Origin of the sequence: Blautia sp. TF10-30 (genome assembly GCF_003481245.1) — a bacterium.
Taxonomy (GTDB): Bacteria; Bacillota; Clostridia; order Lachnospirales; family Lachnospiraceae; genus Fusicatenibacter; species Fusicatenibacter saccharivorans.
This window is the reverse complement of the sequence record NZ_QUKM01000006.1, coordinates 22,058-41,656: the sequence shown is the minus strand read 5'-3', so window position 1 is coordinate 41,656 and position 19,599 is coordinate 22,058. Positions and strand designations below refer to the sequence as shown.

General features: G+C 48.6%; 15 protein-coding genes and 1 pseudogene. 4 read left to right on the top strand and 12 right to left on the bottom strand.

The window, feature by feature from the left end; all coding sequences use genetic code 11:
- Nucleotides 1-261 precede the first annotated feature (261 nt).
- Nucleotides 262-1,929 (top strand): sensor histidine kinase, encoded by a 1,668-nt coding sequence (locus DXD02_RS07345; RefSeq protein WP_158580133.1) that lies wholly within the window; start codon nt 262-264, stop codon nt 1,927-1,929.
- A gap of 84 nt (nt 1,930-2,013) precedes the next feature.
- Nucleotides 2,014-2,772 (top strand): response regulator transcription factor, encoded by a 759-nt coding sequence (locus tag DXD02_RS07340; RefSeq protein WP_055226214.1) that lies wholly within the window; start codon nt 2,014-2,016, stop codon nt 2,770-2,772.
- 95 nt (nt 2,773-2,867) lie between these two features.
- On the opposite strand, the gene DXD02_RS07335 is transcribed toward DXD02_RS07340, so the two are convergent.
- The 6 genes from DXD02_RS07335 to DXD02_RS07310 form a co-directional block, all read right to left on the bottom strand.
- Nucleotides 2,868-3,494, bottom strand: coding sequence for a GntR family transcriptional regulator (locus tag DXD02_RS07335; protein ID WP_055226212.1), 627 nt, complete (start codon nt 3,492-3,494; stop codon nt 2,868-2,870).
- A gap of 214 nt (nt 3,495-3,708) precedes the next feature.
- On the bottom strand, nt 3,709-4,140 hold the full coding sequence (locus DXD02_RS07330) for an RrF2 family transcriptional regulator (RefSeq protein WP_055226207.1): 432 nt from the start codon (nt 4,138-4,140) through the stop codon (nt 3,709-3,711).
- A gap of 147 nt (nt 4,141-4,287) precedes the next feature.
- Complete coding sequence (locus tag DXD02_RS07325; protein ID WP_243106462.1) at nt 4,288-4,656, bottom strand: prenylated flavin chaperone LpdD; 369 nt, start codon at nt 4,654-4,656, stop codon at nt 4,288-4,290.
- Nucleotides 4,650-5,225 (bottom strand): UbiX family flavin prenyltransferase, encoded by a 576-nt coding sequence (locus DXD02_RS07320; protein ID WP_055226203.1) that lies wholly within the window; start codon nt 5,223-5,225, stop codon nt 4,650-4,652. The genes DXD02_RS07325 and DXD02_RS07320 overlap by 7 nt, the downstream gene beginning before the upstream one ends.
- Before the next feature lie 18 nt (nt 5,226-5,243).
- Nucleotides 5,244-6,644: a subtype B tannase gene (locus tag DXD02_RS07315; protein ID WP_055226202.1), complete on the bottom strand. Its 1,401-nt coding sequence runs from the start codon at nt 6,642-6,644 to the stop codon at nt 5,244-5,246.
- Between the two features lie 74 nt (nt 6,645-6,718).
- A complete protein-coding gene (locus tag DXD02_RS07310; protein ID WP_118666638.1) occupies nt 6,719-8,188 on the bottom strand; it encodes a UbiD family decarboxylase in 1,470 nt (489 codons plus the stop codon).
- A 229-nt stretch (nt 8,189-8,417) separates the two neighbouring features.
- On the opposite strand from DXD02_RS07310, the gene DXD02_RS07305 reads away from it, so the two are divergent.
- On the top strand, nt 8,418-9,317 hold the full coding sequence (locus tag DXD02_RS07305; RefSeq protein ID WP_158568341.1) for a LysR family transcriptional regulator: 900 nt from the start codon (nt 8,418-8,420) through the stop codon (nt 9,315-9,317).
- A gap of 101 nt (nt 9,318-9,418) precedes the next feature.
- Nucleotides 9,419-9,673, top strand: a pseudogene (locus DXD02_RS16230) (beta-galactosidase); the annotation flags it as partial.
- A 118-nt stretch (nt 9,674-9,791) separates the two neighbouring features.
- Here DXD02_RS16230 and DXD02_RS07295 read toward each other — a convergent pair.
- From DXD02_RS07295 to DXD02_RS07270, 6 genes are all read right to left on the bottom strand, one after another.
- A complete protein-coding gene (locus DXD02_RS07295) occupies nt 9,792-11,099 on the bottom strand; it encodes an O-acetylhomoserine aminocarboxypropyltransferase/cysteine synthase family protein (RefSeq protein ID WP_118595243.1) in 1,308 nt (435 codons plus the stop codon).
- A gap of 578 nt (nt 11,100-11,677) precedes the next feature.
- Nucleotides 11,678-12,586, bottom strand: a complete 909-nt coding sequence (locus DXD02_RS07290; protein ID WP_118595242.1) for a LysR family transcriptional regulator — start codon at nt 12,584-12,586, stop codon at nt 11,678-11,680.
- A 122-nt stretch (nt 12,587-12,708) separates the two neighbouring features.
- On the bottom strand, nt 12,709-13,641 hold the full coding sequence (cysK, locus tag DXD02_RS07285; protein ID WP_055226189.1) for a cysteine synthase A: 933 nt from the start codon (nt 13,639-13,641) through the stop codon (nt 12,709-12,711).
- 141 nt (nt 13,642-13,782) lie between these two features.
- Complete coding sequence (locus DXD02_RS07280) at nt 13,783-14,307, bottom strand: spore maturation protein (RefSeq protein ID WP_118595241.1); 525 nt, start codon at nt 14,305-14,307, stop codon at nt 13,783-13,785.
- Between the two features lie 76 nt (nt 14,308-14,383).
- Complete coding sequence (locus tag DXD02_RS07275; RefSeq protein WP_118666637.1) at nt 14,384-16,594, bottom strand: glycoside hydrolase family 36 protein; 2,211 nt, start codon at nt 16,592-16,594, stop codon at nt 14,384-14,386.
- A gap of 178 nt (nt 16,595-16,772) precedes the next feature.
- Entirely contained in the window at nt 16,773-19,523 is a 2,751-nt protein-coding gene (locus DXD02_RS07270; RefSeq protein ID WP_118666636.1) for an alpha-mannosidase, read from the bottom strand.
- Nucleotides 19,524-19,599: the final 76 nt, after the last annotated feature.

Sequence of the window (19,599 nt, the reverse complement as noted above, 5' to 3'; positions counted from 1 at the left end):
GCACTTTTCTTAGAATCTATGTGCAAATTATATATAATTACGGAGGCATCCTTCTTGAATTCATCAAAACATCGTACTTTTTCACTAAACTTCAATTTTTTTGACCACACTATGCACAAACACAAAATATATTCCCTAAAGAAAAAAGCATTTTGGTATTGGATGCGTATTTTAATAATGTTCAGTATTTTATTGCTGTTTTTAATTTTTTATATTTCCAAACAGCTTCAGCATGAAACCTACCAGGGAATTCATCAGACAATGGATCTTTATGTCCAGCAGTTAAATAAGAGTATGGAAACTGCTGAAAACTGTCTCTGGGAATTCGCTAATAACAATACTGATGTTGTCGATACGATCACTTCCAAAAACAACCCAAACGCAGTGATTTCCCAGATTAAAGCCTCCAGGCTTTTGGATAATACTTTAAGTTACATGACAGACATTGACGGTATGTTTGTTTATGGAAAAGCAAACGACCATTTTGTCTGCCGCTATAAAAATGGGGGCTCCAATGACTGTAGTTCCTACATGAAAAAGCTTTTACGTCAGTCGGGAGAGGACGCCTCCGCTCTCAACTTCAAGAGTTGGTATTATATAGAGCTGGAACGCCATACCTATCTGATCCGAATTATCAATGATCTCCATGGCTATCTTGGTGCCTGGATCCGTCTGGATGAACTGAATGCTCCATTTGATGATTCAAATACCATTTTTCTGTTTGCTGATGAAAATGGTATTCCATACGACAACGAAAGCTGGTCCGATTTTAAACTGTCTACCGACTTTTCTACCCAGAAACCTCATCGGATCCGCGGAAAGGACGGTATACAATATTTACAGGTCGCTGAAAAGCTTCCTTCTTCTACCTGCTCCTTAAATGCACTCATCCCCTCCGAAGAAGTCAACACTCCTATTTACAATATGCTCAAGCTTCTGCTCGGGGGTGCTCTGCTGATTTTCGTGGTTTCTCTTTTATGGACCGTTTCCTATGAACACCTGATTTCAAAGCCTCTTGATCTGATCCGGAAAATGGCATCACAGGTCAAAGAGGAACAACAGGTGCCGCACCCGGATCTTTCCAATGAGCGGTGTGAGGAGGTTCTGGAAATCGGTGAAACACTGAATAAGCTGATGAATCGAATTGAGAAGTTAAAAATCAATGTTTATGAGGATAAATTAAATCTGAAGGCACTGGAGATTCAGTATCTGAAATCCCAGGTAGCGCCGCACTCTCTGATCAACTGTCTCTCCGCAATCGCATCAATGCCATTCACGGAAGAAGGAAGGCGGCTCACAAATGAATTCGTCCGCACACTTTCGAATCATTTGCGGTACACCCTGCAGGATAAGACAGCCGTTCCTTTGAAAGAAGAACTGAAATACGTAGAAAATTTTCTGGAGATGACAGAACTGCGGTTTCCAGGCTGTCTGAACTGGGAAATCCATGTGGATGAGAAATGCAGGAATGCTTCTGTTTTTCCGATCATTCTGCTGATGTTTACAGAAAATACCATCAAGCACAACATGATCATGGGCGAAGAGCTCCGTGTCCGTATCACCGGCAGCCTTGTGGAGCGCAATGGTGAAAAATATGTGGTTCTCACTCATCTCGACTCCGGCAGTGGTTATTTTAAAGAGGATCTGGAATACCTGAACCGGCCAGTTTCCCAGCAGGTTCATGACTTTGATGGAAAAAAAATCGGAACCTACAATCTGCTCAAACGGCTTTATCTTGTTTATGGAGAAAAAGCCCATGCGCATTTTTCCAACGAACCCGGATGGGGTGCAAGATCAGAGGTTACGATTCCATACATTCCATACCGGGAGGATGGCAATCCGCCGGAAAACAAAATTGAAACATCGGAACCTCTTTTTTCACATGCTTCCGACACACCTCAGGTCCCCGGCAAAAGAAACGAGAGCTAAAGCTTGTTTGAAAAAGGCTTTCGGCTTGCTTTTTGTAACGATTCAAATCCATGCGAAACGGAAGAAAGGAACAGGGCTTTTACAATGAACATTTTAGTAGTGGATGATGAATATTATATTGTGAAAAACATTATCGAAACGACAGACTGGTCGGCGCTCGGGATTGAGCAGGCGTTTCCTGCCTACAGTGCCAGCCAGGCAAAACGAATTTTTGAGGGTTCCCAGGATATTGATATTCTTTTGACTGACATCGAAATGCCGCGCGAAACCGGTCTGCAGTTAGTGGAATGGCTGCATGAGAACAATTTTCATCCCATCGTACTCGTTCTGACCGGCCATCAGCGATTTGATTATGCGCAGGAAGCGCTGAATTTACATATTTTCTCCTACCTGTTAAAACCAATCGACCCGGATCAGCTTATGGAAAAGCTGGCGGCGGCTGTGCAGGAGGTAAAAAAAAATGCATGGTATGAGAAAGAGCGGCTGAATATGGAAGAGCACCTCTCCACCGATGCCTCGGACCCGATCAGCGTCATCAAGGACTATATCCGTTCGCATCTTTCCGATCCTGAACTGGGCCGCACCTCCATCGCCGAGAAAATCCACATGAACCCGGACTACCTGTCCCACATTTTCAGTACGAAAACAGGAGCGTCGCTCAGTAGCTACATCATGGACGAACGTATGACAACCGCAAAACGTCTGCTTGCCACCACCAGCTTCTCCCCCCAGCAAATCTGTGACCAGATCGGAATCGCAAACGTTTCCTACTTTTACCGGCAGTTCAAGAAAAGCAGTGGAGTGACACCGCAGCAGTATCGGGAGAAGCATTTTCATGGATAATCACGAGCCCTGGAGCGTGCCTGGAAAAGGTCTCCAGCGCACAAAAAAACAGAGTGTATTGGAATTCTTCGTTTCCATACACTCTGTCTCATTTCTTACCCACAAAAATCCGCCAGATCCTCTTTCAGATAGTTCTGCGTCTTCTCCAGATCTTTCTCCCGGATACTCTGCATAATATCGTTATGATGCGCAATGTCCAGTGCCGGGTTTACGTTGGACCAGGTCTGCCAGTAAAACTGGGCGTAAGCGCGTTTTAAGACGTTCATGGTGCGTTCAAGCTCCTGATATGCGTAAGCGTTGCCGGAGAAGGAAATCAGCTTCAGATGGAATGCTGTATTTGCCTCCCAGTGATCCCATACGCTGTCGGTGCTCTGTTTGCATCTCTCATCAATCTCGGCAAGCTCCGCCAGATTTTCTTCGGTGATATGTCCGATCGACTGACGAAGATATCCGCCCTCGAGAACAAGGCGGAAATCCAGAATATTCTGTGCCTCTTCGCGGGACACGCTGACAACCTGGTAGCCGAAGCGCGGGAAGCTGCGGAGGATTCCCTCATTGCAGAGCGTCACAAGGGCTTCACGGATCGGTGTCTTGCTGCAGCCGAATTTCTGTACCAGCTCCTGCTCGTTGATAATTTGATTGGGTTTATATTCATCGGTAAAAATGCCGTTCAAAATGGCCTGATATACCATATTTTTAAGGCTTTCCTGTTGTTTTTTCATAAGGGGAAACTCCTTATCTTTTATTTTCTTCACTTTTGCGCATCCTGATTTTTTTCTTCTCCAAATGCGCCCTGTTTTTTATCTTAACAAATTTTTTTTTGCTTGTAAATGCCGTGCTCCCAGATTTTTACCGGTAAAAAAAAGGAAAATGATGTTTTCACCATTTTCCCTCTTCTGTTCCCTCATTGGACGTTATCGCTTATTCTGTCTGCCGTCAGATTACATACTCATTCGACTTCTGCATCTGCCATTCCACCAGATCTGCCAGCGTAATATTGTCCACCACACTGTTGATGGCATCGTTCAGTTTTTTCCAGAGCATCACCGTAACGCACTGATCTTCCCTGCCGCAGTCGGCGCCGTCTTCTACACAGTCCACCGGCGCAAGGCTGCCCTCGGTCAGACGCAGGATCATGCCCACGGTATATTCTTCCGGCTTTCGTTTCAGGGAATAACCGCCCGCCGGGCCGCGCACACTTTTTACGAAACCAGCTTTATTCAAAATCGAGATGATCTGTTCCAGATATTTTTCCGAAATCTCCTGCCGCTTTGCCACATCTTTCAATCGCACCGGTTCGCCGGTATTGTTGAGTGCCAGATCCAGCATCAGACGAAGCGCATACCGTCCTCTTGTCGAAACTTTCATTTTATTTCCTCCGAATATATGTCATGATAAAAATACCTTCTTTTATTTTATTCCATATTCTCTACATATTCAATAGGAAATATAACACAAACCCAAAGCATGTCCGAAAAATGCAATAACTTTTTATCCGCTTTCCATGCTTACTTATCATCTCAAATCCTGCGCAATCTCTTCTCCCATCTTCTCTACCGCATCCACAATCTCCCGGATCTGCTCTCCGGTAATTCCATCGATATGCACGCCACCGGTGCAGACGGTCACGGTACGGCAGGCACAACAGATTTTTTCCGCCAGCATCCGGCACAGTACCTCATCTTTATGTCCGGTGCGGTTCCATACCGAGGAAGTCGCACTCCAGCTCCCGTCTCCGGTCAGCGATTCCCGTGGTACGGCCTGCACCACACAGCCGATATGCGGCTTTTCTCCTCCGGCGAGACAGATCTGAAAATCTTCACCGATCTTCATTACCGTCACTTCCATCGTGCATCCTGCGGCTGTTGTCTTTTTTGTCAGCATCCTTTCCATCTCCGGTACTCCTTTACTTCCACGCCGAACGGCAAAAGCAGTTTGGCCGCAAGATGTGTCACCATATCGTCGATGGACTCCGGTTTCTGATAAAAGGTCATCATCGGCGGAACAATCCATACATTTGACAATCTCGACAGTTCGTACAGATTCCGCAGATGAATTTCACTCATCGGTGTCTCCCGTGCTGCCAGTACAAGCGGGCGTTTCTCCTTGATCGTCACATCCGCCGCACGCAGCAGCAGATTGTCGGTGTATCCGCTTACAATTCCTGCCGCTGTTTTCATGCTGCACGGCACAATCACCATGCCTTCTGTCCGGTACGACCCGCTCGCCGGGCCTGCACCGATGTTGTCCTGCTCGAGCACTTCATCTGCCAGCGCTTCCACCTGCGAAACACTCCAGTCTGTCTCCTGTTCCAGCGTCAGCTTTGCACTGCGGCTCATCACCAGAAGGGAACGGTATTCCTCACTATCCCGCAGAATTTCAAGGCACTTCATCAGCAGCGGCATTCCACTCGCCCCGGAAGCGCCAACTACAATCCGTTTTTCCACAGCCATCCGTCTCGTTCCTTCCTTTTATCCACAGATTCCATCGATCCATGCGAATAACTCGTCGAGGTCGTAGTCGCCTGCATGCGGCGTATTCCATGGGGAATGGTAATCAACCTCACAGCCCGCCTCGCGCAGTTTTGCCGTCAGCATTGCCGAGATCACCAAAGAGGTGTCGCGGTCGCACTCGCCGTGGCGGATGCGGAAATGCTGTGCTTTTTCTGCTTTTTCGTCCATAATGTATTCCATTGGATTCATCATTTTCACAACTTCTGCTTCCGCACACGCGCCCTGTGCTTTCGTGTGTGCTGTGCTGTATTCCGTGAAGTGGCGGCAGTTTGTCGTCTCGTTTCCAAACAGATCATTCTCCGGGCTTTCCAGATCCAGCGCATCAAAAGCAGGTGCCGTTTTCATCCGGGTGATGTCTTTGACATAAGCGGTAAAATCCATGCCCTGCACTTTGCCGTTCTCGACGATCAGCCATGGTTTATCTGATAAATCCACACCCTGGTCAGATGCTCTCTGCGCAGATTCCATCACAACGCGTTTTACATATTCCTTCAGGGATCCTTCTCCGTCTGCATCAAGTGTCAGTGGATCTCCGTTTTCATCCTTCAATCCAAGGCTGTTTACATATGCCGGAAACATTGCTTTTTCCTCTGCTGAAACAAGGATCTGTTCTTTCGTCATCTCGCCATCCACTGGTGTGAAAACCGGGCGGCCGCCCTCATCCATTTTCATGTTGGCACGGTGAAAATCATTTACTCCGCAAAATTCCCATTCATACGCCATGTCTGCGTGTTCAAGGTTTGTGATCGGGCAGTAGCAGGAAGCCGCAAACACGTTATCTCCGGCATCCGCCGCGCCAAGTGCCTGCAGATACGGCTCATAGTCCGGGTGATTTCCCGTGCTTCCCATCAGGGATGACAGCGCACCTCCGGCACTCGTTCCATTGGTGATAATTTTGCTCGCATCGCCAGGCAACTCATCCGCGAAGAAGTGGAGATATCGCACGGCTGCTTTATAATCAACCACGCAGGATGGTGCTTTTCCGTTGTACCGGCCATCTGCCCCCTTCTGCACTCTGCCGCGGATTGCCGGGGATGCCACAACATAGCCGTGCTGCAGTGCACGAAAAATCGTGTTGGGTCTGCCCTGTAAAAATGGATTCGTTCCAGGCTCATCCGCCGGACCCGGCATGTAGCCGCCGACCGTATTCGGCATGAAAACCGGCGCGCTTCCTAAATCATAGCCATGCAGGGATGCTCCCTCATAATAGCATTCCGGCACAAAAAGATTCATCTTCTGAAACTCTTCATTAACCGGTTTTTCCACATAAATCAGGTCGCGGAACGCCCGAAACCGGATCGTCTCGCCACACAGTGTTACTTCTTCTATTGTATAATCGTTTTTCTCAAATTTCAGCATACCAGGCTACTCTCCTTTTTTGACAAAATATACTTTTTAGAACACAATATAACATTTTTTTGCAAAACATGCTTTTATTCCTCGTCCAGCCAGTGTTTCGAATCAACTTCCAGAAACCTCGCCCGCACAAATCTTTTCTTCTGATCATACGGCACGGTACAGTCAAAAATTGTCTTGCATGCAATTCCGTGATCGCGGATCGATGGCGAACACGTCGGATCGTTTGACGGATCGAGCGGATGACACCGGACACCTGGGATCGTGATGATATCCGCATCGCCCTGGAATCGTGTGTTCATTGCCCAAAGGACATCGTTCATATCGAAGCAGTCCACGTCCTCATCCACGAGAAATACATGTTTCAGTTCACTGAATGCAGAAAAAGCCAGCAGCGCCGCCTGACGCTGTCTTCCCTCATCACTTGGACCAAGCTTTTTAAATTGAAGAACAGCCATATATTTTCCGCCGCCCGCAGAACCACAGTACACATTCCGGAGTCGTCCCGGCATTGCTTTTTCTACCATGCCATAGATACTCGCTTCCGTCGGAATGCCCGCCATGGAAACATGTTCCTCGCTTGGTCCGATGCAGGTCTGCATGATCGGATTTCGCCGGTGTGTTACCGCTTTTACTTTAATCAGGCGGCACTGATCGCTCGCCGGACCGGTATAACCCGGAAATTCCGGCATGGCGTAACCGGTGTGGCTGTTCTGATCTTCCTGCACACGCACGCCCGGGATAACCTCGCCCTCGATCACATACTCTGCATTCGCAATTGCCATCTCATTTACCGAAACGCAATGGCACAGTTCCACCGGCTCTTTCCGCAGCGCACCTGCAACCGAAAGCTCATCGTAACCAAGCGGTGTTGTCGGCGGCTCAAAGCAGGAACCGATCTCAATCGCAGGATCGACGCCGATGCTGATGGAAATCGGCAGTTTCTGGCCAAGCTCCTCCGCACGGTCTGCCATCGCGCCGATATGGCGTGCACCCGGCGTGAAGAAAATCGAAAGTTCGTCTTTTCCCTGAATACAGAGACGGTGAATCGTCACATCGTGCAGCCCGGTATCCGGGTGGGAAGCGTAACACATGCCAAGCGTGATGTACGGGCCTGCGTCATCCGGCGTGTTGGTCGGTGCCGGGACGAGGCGGTTCAGATCAAAATCGGGATCCGTCGCCAGATGCACAACCTCCTGACACGGCGGCGCACCCTGAAATTCCACCGGTGCAACCGGCTTTTCCACGCTGTGATACAGCATTTTCCCAAGATTCTCCGGCTCACAGTCCAGAAGTGCAGCCACACGCTTCCGGCTCGCCAGGACACCGATCGCAACACTTGCGTCCGGGTGGCCTTTGATATTGCGGAAAATCATTGCCGGTCCTTCTTTCGTCGGACGTTTTACCGTTCCGCCCGCGCCGACATAGCGGTAAACTCCGGCAAGCTCCGCCATCGGATCAACTGCAACATCCGTCTCGGCAAGCTGTCCCGGCATATTTTTCAATCGTTCCAGCGCACTGCGCAGATCTCTTACTTTTTCAGCCATAATCATTCTCCTTATTCCCCAAATCAAAACTGTCTCATAGAATGTTCTTTTTTGTACTCCATTCAGCCAGCAAATCCATCGGATCCTCTCCATCCACTTTCCCTGCTGCATGTTTTATCCTTTTTTATTTTAAAAAGAAACCTTTGTGGAATCAATTCGATCTGTGGTACAATTGTTTCCAGAATGGAATGAATGAAATGGAATGATTTTCAAAAGGAGGTTCTCTCTTATGACCATGGAACAGATCGACTTTTTTCTGATGACCGTCCGATGCGACACTTTTTTAGAAGCTGCAGAAAATCTTCATATCGCACAGTCCACGCTCTCGAAGCAGATCCAGAAGCTGGAATCCGAACTGAATCTCACCCTCTTCGACCGCACCCGCCGCCAGGCGGTTCTGACTCCGGCCGGCGAGCTGTTCTGCCAGGAAGCCTCAGAGCTCTCCCGCCAGTATCATCAGATGCTGCAGAAAATGCGCCACTTTAAAGAGTCGGAACGCCAGCCGCTCCGCGTCGGCTCTCTTCCGTTTCTGACGCAGTATCATCTCACCTCCCGCATCCGCGCTTTCGCACATACGCATCCGGAGGTTGAACTGATGCTGGAAGAGTGTGAAGAAAACGAGCTGATGGACGGTCTGCAGTCCGGTCGTTTTGATCTTGTCATTGCACGGGATTCCATGATTTCACCGCAGAAATATCACTTTGTACCTCTCGCAAAGGATCGTCTCTGTGTGATGCTCCCCATCGATCATCCGCTTGCAGAAAAATCTTCCCTGACAATCGCTGACATTGCCAGAGAACCTCTGATTCTTATGCATCCCTATACCTCGATTTATCAGCTCTGTATGCAACTATTTGAAAAGGCAGACCAAAAACCGCACATCCTGCGCACCGCCCGCCTGGAATCCATGATAAGCTCCGTGGAAGTCGGCGAAGCCTTAAGCCTGTTTGCCGGGAGTAACTTTGCATTGTTCCACCACCCAAACGTCACCGCCGTTCCTCTGCGCGACGCACCGCCTCTTGTGATCGGTGCCGCGTATCCGCTCAAAATGAAAGCATCAAAAAAGCCGGGAAATATCTCTGCACAGACGCTGAAATCATTTGTCTTTTTTATTCAAAATCCCGTATAAAAACACGCTTCTGGTGCTTTCAAACATGCCAGCGGCGTAACGCTGCCGCAGCATGAGACAGACCTATGGTTAATAGCAGGCAAAAACAAAAATAGCTGGTAAAATGTCTGACGATCGCCGGAACCGATATTTACCATCCGACCCAGGATGATCTGACCGGTGCGGAAATCGCGTTTGGCGGTGATATGATTCGTTCTCTGAAAAACGACAACTATCTTGTTATGGAAACCGAGGCACAGGGATTTCCAGGATGGACGCCATACAAGGGCCAGCTCCGCCAGCAGGCTTACAGCCATCTTGCCTCCGGTGCGAACAGCGTCATGTACTGGCACTGGCATTCGATTCATAATACGCTCTGGCATCATAATTTCCCATGCGGTTTATCTAAACCCAAAAAAGAAGCATGTTTGTTTTTTCAAACACGCTTCTTTTTTTTGTATGCTTTTTTATATTCTCTTTTACTTTGTATCCTTTTTACTGAACTGCCTCAAATGCCTCATCCAGATCCTCGATGATATCGTCGATGTTCTCGGTACCGATGGAAAGACGGATGGTGTTTGGTTTGATTCCCTGATCCAGCAGTTCTTCCTCGGTGCACTGGCTGTGTGTAGTGGTTGCCGGATGGATCACCAGAGATTTTACGTCGGCAACGTTAGCCAGCAGGGAGAACAGCTCCAGATTGTCGATGAAATCTTTTGCTTTCTGTGCATCGCCTTTGATTTCGAAGGTGAAGATGGAACCGCCGCCGTTCGGGAAGTATTTTGCGTACAGTGCCTGCTGTGTTGGATCTTCGGATACAGACGGATGATGTACTTTTTCTACCTGCGGCTGGCTCTCCAGATATTTTACAACCTTCAGCGCGTTCTCTACATGACGCTCTACACGGAGAGACAGTGTCTCAAGTCCCTGCAGAAGCAGGAAGGAATTGAACGGAGAAAGCGTAGCTCCGGTATCACGAAGAAGGATCGCACGTACTTTTGTAACGAATGCAGCAGGTCCAACTGCTTTTGTAAAGCTGATGCCGTGGTAGCTCGGGTTTGGCTCGGTCAGGGATGCGAATTTGCCGGATCCCTCCCAGTCGAATTTACCGCTGTCTACGATCACACCACCAAGGGTAGTTCCGTGACCGCCGATAAATTTAGTTGCGGAATGAACAACGATGTCTGCGCCGTACTCGATCGGACGAACGAGGTATGGAGTTGCGAAGGTATTATCGACAACCAGCGGAATTTTGTTCTCATGCGCAATTTTTGCAAGTGCTTCGATATCGACAACATCAGAGTTCGGATTTCCGAGGGTCTCGATGTAGATGGCTTTTGTGTTCTCCTGAACGGCTGCGCGAACCTCATCCAGATCAAATACATCAACAAATGTGGTGCTGATGCCGTACTGCGGAAGGGTGTGTGCCAGCAGGTTGTAGGAACCGCCGTAGATGTTCTTTGCGGATACAATATGGTCGCCCTTCTGTGCCAGGTTGATGATGGTGTAGTTGATGGCTGCTGCTCCGGAAGCTACTGCAAGTGCCGCAACGCCGCCCTCCAGTGCTGCCATTCTCTGCTCGAAGACGTCCTCTGTCGGATTAGTCAGACGACCGTAGATGTTTCCTGCATCCTGAAGTCCGAATCTTGCTGCCGCGTGATCGGAGTTATTGAATACGAAAGAAGAGGTCTGATAGATCGGAACTGCTCTTGCTCCGGTTGCCGGATCCGGATTTTCCTGTCCTACGTGAAGCTGTAAGGTTTCAAATTTAAGATTTCTTTCTGCTCTTGTTTTTTTGCTCATGATTGTATTCTCCTGTTCTGTTTTTCGTTTTTCTATTTCTTTTCATGTTCGATTTTCTATTATCTATCGGAACCGGTTGTCATCCTGTTCTGTCCATGCTGCAATGCGGCTCCGTTTTCTTTCGGTTTTATCTGCTTACGCTGCAACACATGACATCATAGATCACGATTCGATTCTCTGCGAAAACTGCTCTCATTTCCTTCGCTTCCTCTCGTTTTTGTGATATTTCCTATCTGTTTACAAGGATTATTATAGCGACAGTCTTCTGCTTTGTCCAATATAGAAAATTGATGGCCAGTTATAGGTTTTTCCTATAACCATTCTTTATCTCTACTCTTTTTTCTTCTAAAATTCCTATATCCAATCACGCTGCATAAAACAAGGTAACAAACGCAATTCATCTCCCACAGGCTGGGACTCGCAGCTTGCTCATAACCGAATAGCTGCTTCGCAGCTTATCAGGAGTGGCTTGTACCACTCCTGATACAAGCAAGTCCCCACCCACTGCTTATTGCTTTTCGCAATGGAAGCAGGGGACTTACTTGATTCGGTTAAAGTCTTCTTGTTTCTCCCTTTTCTTACAGCACAAGCTCCTTATATTTCCGAATTTCTTCCAAATACTGCTGTCCCAGTGCGCTGATCGACATACCCTTCCTGGAAACATAACCGATCATCATGTTTTCCTCTGCATGAAGCGGCACCGCGCGGTAATCACTGCCGTTTAATTCCTCACAGATAATGCCGGAGCAGAGCGTATAGCCATTCAGTCCGACCATCAGATTCAGCATGGTCGCACGGTCATTTGCCTTAATGATTCTCTTATATTCATACGTCGAAAGCACTTCCTCTGCCAGGAAGAACGAATTGTTGCTTCCCTGATCAAAGGACAGGCACGGATATTCCTTTAGCTCCTCCATAGTGATCTCTGCCTGATCTGCAAGCGGATGATCCTTCCAGAGATAGACGTACGTTCCACAGGAAAACAGGTCGTGGAACTCAAGGTTATTGTCCTTCAGCAGCTTGTTCAGCACCTTCGCATTAAAGTCATTCCGATATAAGATCCCAAGCTCGCTCTTGAAGTTCTTTACATCCATCAGCACATCATACGTTCTCGTCTCATAAACCGCAAACTCGTACTCATCCATACCAAACTGCTTCACTAGCTCCACAAACGCCTTTACGGCAAAACTGTAATGCTGCATCGACACGCTGAATTTTTTCTTTCCCTTGGTGCGATAAATATAGCGGTTTTCGAGAAGCTGATACTGGTCTGTGACCTGACGTGCGTAACCCAGAAACTCCTCTCCCTCCGGGGTCAGTACTGTTCCGTGGCTGCTGCGCTTGAACAGCTCAATTCCGATCTCTTTTTCCAGCTCCTTGATTGCTTCAGAGAGACTCGGCTGTGAAATATAGAGTGCCTTTGCCGCCTCATTCATGGATCTGGAGTCTGCGGCCTGAATTACGTAGCGAAGCTGTTGTAGTGTCATAAGTAAAGTTCCCTTTCTGGTATAAATTAATATGCGAAACTGCCATTCGCGGTGGAGAGAAAATGCCGCGGATGGCAGTGTTCGCTGATATCTATTATTTTAAAATCTGAAGCTGTTCCCTTTTATTTGGCAAACAGGGCTGTGGAATAGTATCTGTCTCCGTTATCCGGCAGGAGCACAACGATGGTTTTGCCTTTATTTTCCTCTCGTTTTGCAAGCTGGATTGCTGCATACAGAGCTGCTCCGGAGGAAATTCCTGCGAGAATCGCTTCCTCGGCTGCCAGATATTTTCCGGTCTCGAAAGCATCCTCATTTTCTACCTTGATGATTTCATCGTAAATGCTGGTATTCAGAGTCTCCGGCACGAAACCTGCGCCGATTCCCTGGATTTTATGCGGTCCGGAAACACCCTCAGACAGTACCGGTGAGGATGCCGGCTCTACTGCTACAATTTTTACTTCCGGTTTTTTCTCTTTTAAATACTCACCCGTTCCGGTGATCGTTCCGCCAGTGCCGACACCAGCAACGAAGATGTCAACCTCTCCATCGGTATCTTCCCAGATCTCCGGACCTGTTGTCTTTTTGTGGGTTGCCGGGTTTGCCGGGTTCACGAACTGGCCTGCGATGAAGCTGTTCGGGATCTCTTTTGCAAGCTCATCGGCTTTCTCGATCGCACCCTTCATACCCTTTGTTCCGTCCGTCAGAACAACCTCTGCGCCGTATGCCTTTACAATGTTGCGGCGCTCTACGCTCATGGTTTCCGGCATCGTAAGGATCATACGATACCCTTTTACGGTAGCTGCCGCTGCCAGTCCGATTCCGGTGTTTCCGGAAGTCGGCTCGATGATAACGGAACCTTCTTTTAAGAGACCTTTTGCTTCAGCATCCTCAATCATCGCTTTTGCAATACGGTCTTTGACGCTTCCTGCCGGATTGAAGGATTCTACTTTTGCGATCAGTTTCGCCTGCAGTCCTTCTTTTTCTTCAATTCGTTTCAGTTCTACCAGCGGAGTTTTTCCTACAAGATCCAGAATGCTGTCATATACCTTTGCCATCGTTGATTTCCTCCTTACTTTTGCTCGCTTTTTCTCTATTTCCCTATTTCCTATTGAGTTTGTATGTTTTAAGTTGTTTCCATCTTATTCCAATCGTTTTAAAATGTCAACACATTTCACTGATATGATCAGAAAAGATGGTTAGAGCAGACCTGCAAGCGCAATACTGACCGCCATTCCGACCAGGGAAGAGAACAATGCACCCGCCAGTGTGTACCGCGTTTTTTTGATGTGGACCGCTCCGAAATAGACCGCCATCGTATAAAAAACCGTCTCCGTGCACGACATCATAATCGAAGCCGCCCGTCCGGCGAAGGAATCACACCCCGCCTCTTTGTAGAGATCCAGCAGCAAACTCACCGCCGCACTGTTGGAAAAGAGACGCACAATGCCAAGCGGCACCAGGGCAGATGGAATCCCCGCCGGTTCCAGCACCGTTCCGAGCAGCTTTCCAAAATCCTCCAGAAATCCCGATGACCGCAGCACGCCGACCGCCGCCATCAGCCCGATTAAGGTCGGCACAATTCCGATCACCGTCCGCATGCCGTCCTTCGCCCCGTTCAGAAAATCGCCGAACACATCCTGTTTCATCAAAAGCCCCAGTCCGACCACGTAAAAAATCAGCACGGGAACCATCAGATCTGAAAGCGCCGAAAGAAAACGCAAAAAATCCCCTCCCCAGAAAAATCCTATCAGATACACTCCGATACAATTTATTCCGCGGGCGGGGATTTATGTAATTTTATTTCACTTTAATCTGAAACAGACGCGCCATATACGTCTCCGGGAAGTGAATCTGCAGCGTCTTGCTGTAGTCATCGTAATGGAACACATCACCGCATGCTTTCGGGTAAATGCAGGAAACCTCCAGCTCTTTTCCCGGGAATGCACGGTCAAGCGGAACCTCAAAACCGGCCTCTCCGCCGCGTCTCCACACACCAAGATAAATTACATCTCCCGGCACACGGATTCCGGCTGCGAGGTGTTTTTCTTCATTGTCTGCCCATCCCATCGGCCAGAACGGAACGCCGTCCTTGATGCCGCTGCGGATCTCTTTGTAGCAGTCAATTCCCTCTTTTACAAGTTCAAACCGCTCCGGCGAAATTTCTGCGAGATGGCCGCTTTGGTGAATACGAAGCAGCAGCGCATTAACCATATTGAAAATAACTTCCTCTTTTGTGCCGTCCCGCAGCGGATATGACCAGATCGCCGCCTGCTCCGGCGTCACGCCGATGGCTGCATTCGCCGAGATCGTCGCATAATTGCGGTAATCCTCCTGATCGCTCGTCGACTGAATGCTGTTTCGCGCCAGCATCGCATAGTCCATCCGAAGACCGCCGCTCGAGCAGTTCTCAATGACAAGATCCGGATACTTTTTGTAGATGCCATCCAGCCATTCCAGATACGCTCTCTCATGCTCCAGAAGACCGTCTCCAAAACTGTCTGCATCCACTTCCGTACCAATACCAGGCTCAATATTGTAGTCCATCTTGATATAGCCGACACCGTAGTCCCGTACCACACGGTCGATGACTTCGGTCACATGCTCAATCACAAGCGGATGACGGAAATCCAGCTGATAACGGCTTCTGTCATACACACGCTTGCCGTGGCGCAGGAAGAAGCACTCATCCGGCAGAATGGAAGCCTTCTTACAGTTGATACCCATAACCTCCAGCTCCAGCCAGACACCAGGAATCATGCCCTTCGAACGAATATAATCCGTCACCTCACGCACTCCATTCGGAAAGCGCTTTTTACTCTCCTGCCACTCACCGACACTGTCCCACCAGTTGCCGTCCGCATACCAGCCGGCATCAATGACAAAATACTCACATCCGGCCTTCTCTGCCGCATCCACCAGCGGGAACTCTTTTTCTGTGGTCGGATCTCCAAACAGACAATTCATATAATCATTGAAAATAACCGGCAGATTTTCATTATCTTTGTTCGGACGGCGGATCTTTCTGCGGTACTTCGTCAAAGTACCAATCGCTTCCTCGAAATCATCATGACCTACGCCGACAGCCACCGGAACCGTTGTAAAGGAATCTCCCGGCTTCAGGTTCTTCGACCAGTGTGACTGAATCTCTGTCGGACCGCTCACCGCCAGATAAAAATGGCAGTTCTGATCTCCGATCTCATAATGCCAGGAACCACTGTGGTCAATTTCAAAAAACAGACTCGAATCTGCCGCACTGTTTCCAATATATCCCATCGGCACATATTCCTTCGCCGACCAGTTGCCCGTATTCGTAATCTCAATCGTCTTCGAAGTTCTCTGATAATTATGCGGCTGCGTCTGCGCCATGCCAAGATCTGCAAACCGGTACTTCTTCACCGTCAGCTCCTTCTGCCATCCATTGTGAACCACAACCATCGACATCTTGTCATCCGAGCTGACAAGCTCTGGAATTCCCTCTTTCTGTTCCTTCTCAATACCCCAGTAACTAAAACTCGAGATGTACTCCAGTGTCTGGTCTTCCTTTCCTTCGTTCGTCACTGTATTGTACATTCTCGCAACCGGAATCCCATCAAAAAACTGCATCACAGACTCCACCTTCGCGCCCGTCACATCGTCCGACTGCACAATCCGAAGCAGATCCCCGTTCTCATTTCTCTCCTCCGAAATCGAATCAAACTTCAGCATAAAGCCCGGAGCCGTCACAATATACTTATTTCCATGCTTCTCATACGGCCGGTTATACCCCGAAAAATTCACCTGCACCAGCTGGAAGCTCTCCTTAATCTGAGCTTCCCGCATTCCTTCCATCATCCACACTCCATCCGGCTTCCGGCAAAGATTCTCCGCGTCAAACGGTGCATGTGAAAAATGAAACAGCTTCAGCTGATTCTCTTCCGTCACCCCAAACACAATATGAATTCCATTCACATCATAACAAATCAGCTCTGCCTTGATCGGGGTCTCAATCCTGCTCGTCCATTTCTGCATCTTAAAAACCCTCCTTTGGAAATTTTTCTCATATTTCCAGCATATAACTTGTCCCCTCTAAAGTCCAGCACATTCTTGCTTTTTCCATCCTATTCTTTTCAACCATCTTGCGCCGATCCGCCCTTCAGGCGGATCCAGACTTTCCTCCCGTTCTCACTCCCAGCTCACGCGCCAGCCGTTATTTCACAACCCCAAACGTCGCAATCTCAAACTCCCGGAGTGTCACATGATACACCCCGTTCTCATCCGGGCAAAGTACCTCACCCTTCTCTTCCACTACATTACTGCGGTAAACCTCTTTCATCCAGCTCTCCTTTCGGAAGGAAAGCACCTCATCCTGCGGCATATTGTTCACAAACCGCACAAACAGATCGTTCTTCTCAAGTCCCTTCTTAAACGCCGTCAGATGAATTCCTTCCCCTTCAAAGCGGAGGAAGCTCATTTCCAGCGGCATCTCGCCCGATACGAGTTCCGGTTTTACCTGACCCGGCTTTCTGAGCCATGCTTTCGAAAGACCGGCCTGTGCTGCTGTCAGATCCTGCTGGAATGCGTAACCCTCGGTAAATGCCTCGCCCGTCTTACCGGCTGCATACGGCACAACTTCAAACTCCAGGGTAAACGTTCCGATCTGCTGCGCCTTTGGCGTCGGGAAATAACCCCAGTCACCCATCTCCGCAACGGAGCGAAGCAGCGTTACCGCAATCGCATTCTCCTCATCCGCCAGAACCTCATATTCATACAATCCGCGGTTTGCCACAAGAAGACCATTTGTCTCATCTTCCATTGCAGCAAAACACTGCTGTCTTTCACATCCGCAGGGATTCGTCCAGGTATCATTATGACGGTTATTTCTCTTTACAACCTCAAAGGCAGAATCTGCCAGATGCGTAGACGTATTCAGACCCGTCGGCATTACAACGCGGACTCTGTGATCCTTTGCCTGATTGCAGATCGTTGTTGCGACACGCAGACCTTTTCCCGATTTTTCCAGTGTCAGAACCGTCTTTACTTCCATCGGAACCAGTTCCTTCGAACGGTTTGCCACACGCGTATATGGGTCAATACACATCTCACGCTGTCTCTGCAGTTCCTCTCCCATACCGGACGGAATCATCATTTCGTGACAGATCTCAACTACCGTGCGGAATGCATTTTTCTCCACACAGCGAATCTCAGCTTTCATGCCTTTCGTTGTGACTGTCTGTTTTCCAGAGTCCTGAATATAAATATATTCATTTCCCATATCTCCGGTATCTTCATAGAATCCCAGATTTTCATACGTTCTTCCGGTTTCCTTATTCAAAATCTGGTAGGAACCGTCCTCATTGACCGTAACTTTCAGGTTTTCATTTTCCAGAACGCGCTCATTCGCAAAATCTGCAGAGGTTTCCTGGTTCTGATCCGGCTCTGCCTGCTCCAGATAATATGTTGCATATCCCATCGCCGGAACTTCTGCCTCAAACGTTACCAGCACCTTCTTTGCCATATATGGCTGACGGAACCGGTCATCCGGCAGATCATATCCGAAGGAAATTCCTGCATTTTCGATTTTTGCCGGAACTGCATTTCCGTTTGCATCGCGAAGCACCAGATTTGGCATTTCTACCGCCTCCGCCGCCTCATAACCATCCCATACAAACAGATTGTAATCGCGGAACAGGTGCAGTTCTTTTGCAATGACCTGTTTTTTCGCGGTACCAGAAGTATTCCATACAACGAACGGAATCTTTTCGCTGTTTCCAGGAAGTGCCGCGGTATTCACCTGATCGGTCAGATATTCTACACTCTCATCGTAAATCGCATCCGCCACCTGTCTGCTCTTCGCAAAGCGGGTTTTCATTTCTTCATTTACTTCATCGACGCTGCAGCCGCAGATGCTGTCATGCGGATGATTCTGCATCAGCTTTTTCCAGCTGTAAATCATCTGGTCTTCCGGGTATGCTTTGCCAAGCACCTCTGCCATGGCTGCCGCCGGTTCTGCTTTCCGCTCCAGCGCTGTTTCGCCGGCACGGTTGTCCACTTTCAGTCCCATCCAGGAAGAAGCGGTGTTTGCCAGGGTCCATCTTCCGTCTGTTTCCTGGCTTGTCAGCTCGCCCTTTACCGTAGAGAAATTCTCGGAAATTTCTTTTTCCATTGCCTTTACATAGGTTTTGAAATCCGAATGAATAAATTCAATGTCCGGGTACAGTTTCCGTGCGACACGGATTGCCTCGGTAATGTCCTTCTGCAATGGCTGATGGTCGCATCCGTTCATCATCAGAAGCTGATGTGTTGCCGCAAATCTTCTCGCATCGGCCAGTTTTTTGTCCCAGTAAACTTTTGCTTCTGCCTCATCCACCGGAATCTCCACTCCGTTGTTATACCAGTTTGCAAACAAAATACCCGGCAGTTTCGTTCCGTCCGGGGATGCCCACATCATTTCGGAATACGTGGACTCATACTGTCCTCCGGTTACCTCATTATTCGGTCCGATCGGTTTTACGCCGCGTCCGAACACAACCGCATCCATGCCCGCCTGCTTCAGCACCTGCGGCATCTGTCCCGCATTTCCGAATGCATCCGGGAAATAACCGACATTTCCGATCGCTCCGTAACGCGCTGCTTCCTGCATGCCGACCTGAAGATTGCGGACACATGCCTCACCGCTGGTCAGAAACTCATCCTGCAGAATGTACCACGGGCCAGTCTGGATTTTTCCTTCACGGACGCATTTTTCCACCTGCTCGCGTTTTTCCGGGCGCACTTCCAGGTAATCGTCCAGGGCAATCGTCTGTCCATCCAGGAAAAATCCGCCAAATTCCGGATCGTTCTCTGCTTTTTCCAAAATATTGTCTACCAGCTCAATCAGTTTCATTCTGTGTTTTTCAAAAGACTGATACCACTCTCTGTCCCAGTGGGAATGGGAAATAATATGAACAGTTGTTTTCATGATGTGTTTCCTCCTGTTATAAAAATGATTTTCAAACTTAAAACTCTTTCTATATTAAGTCTTGTTCCTGTATTGC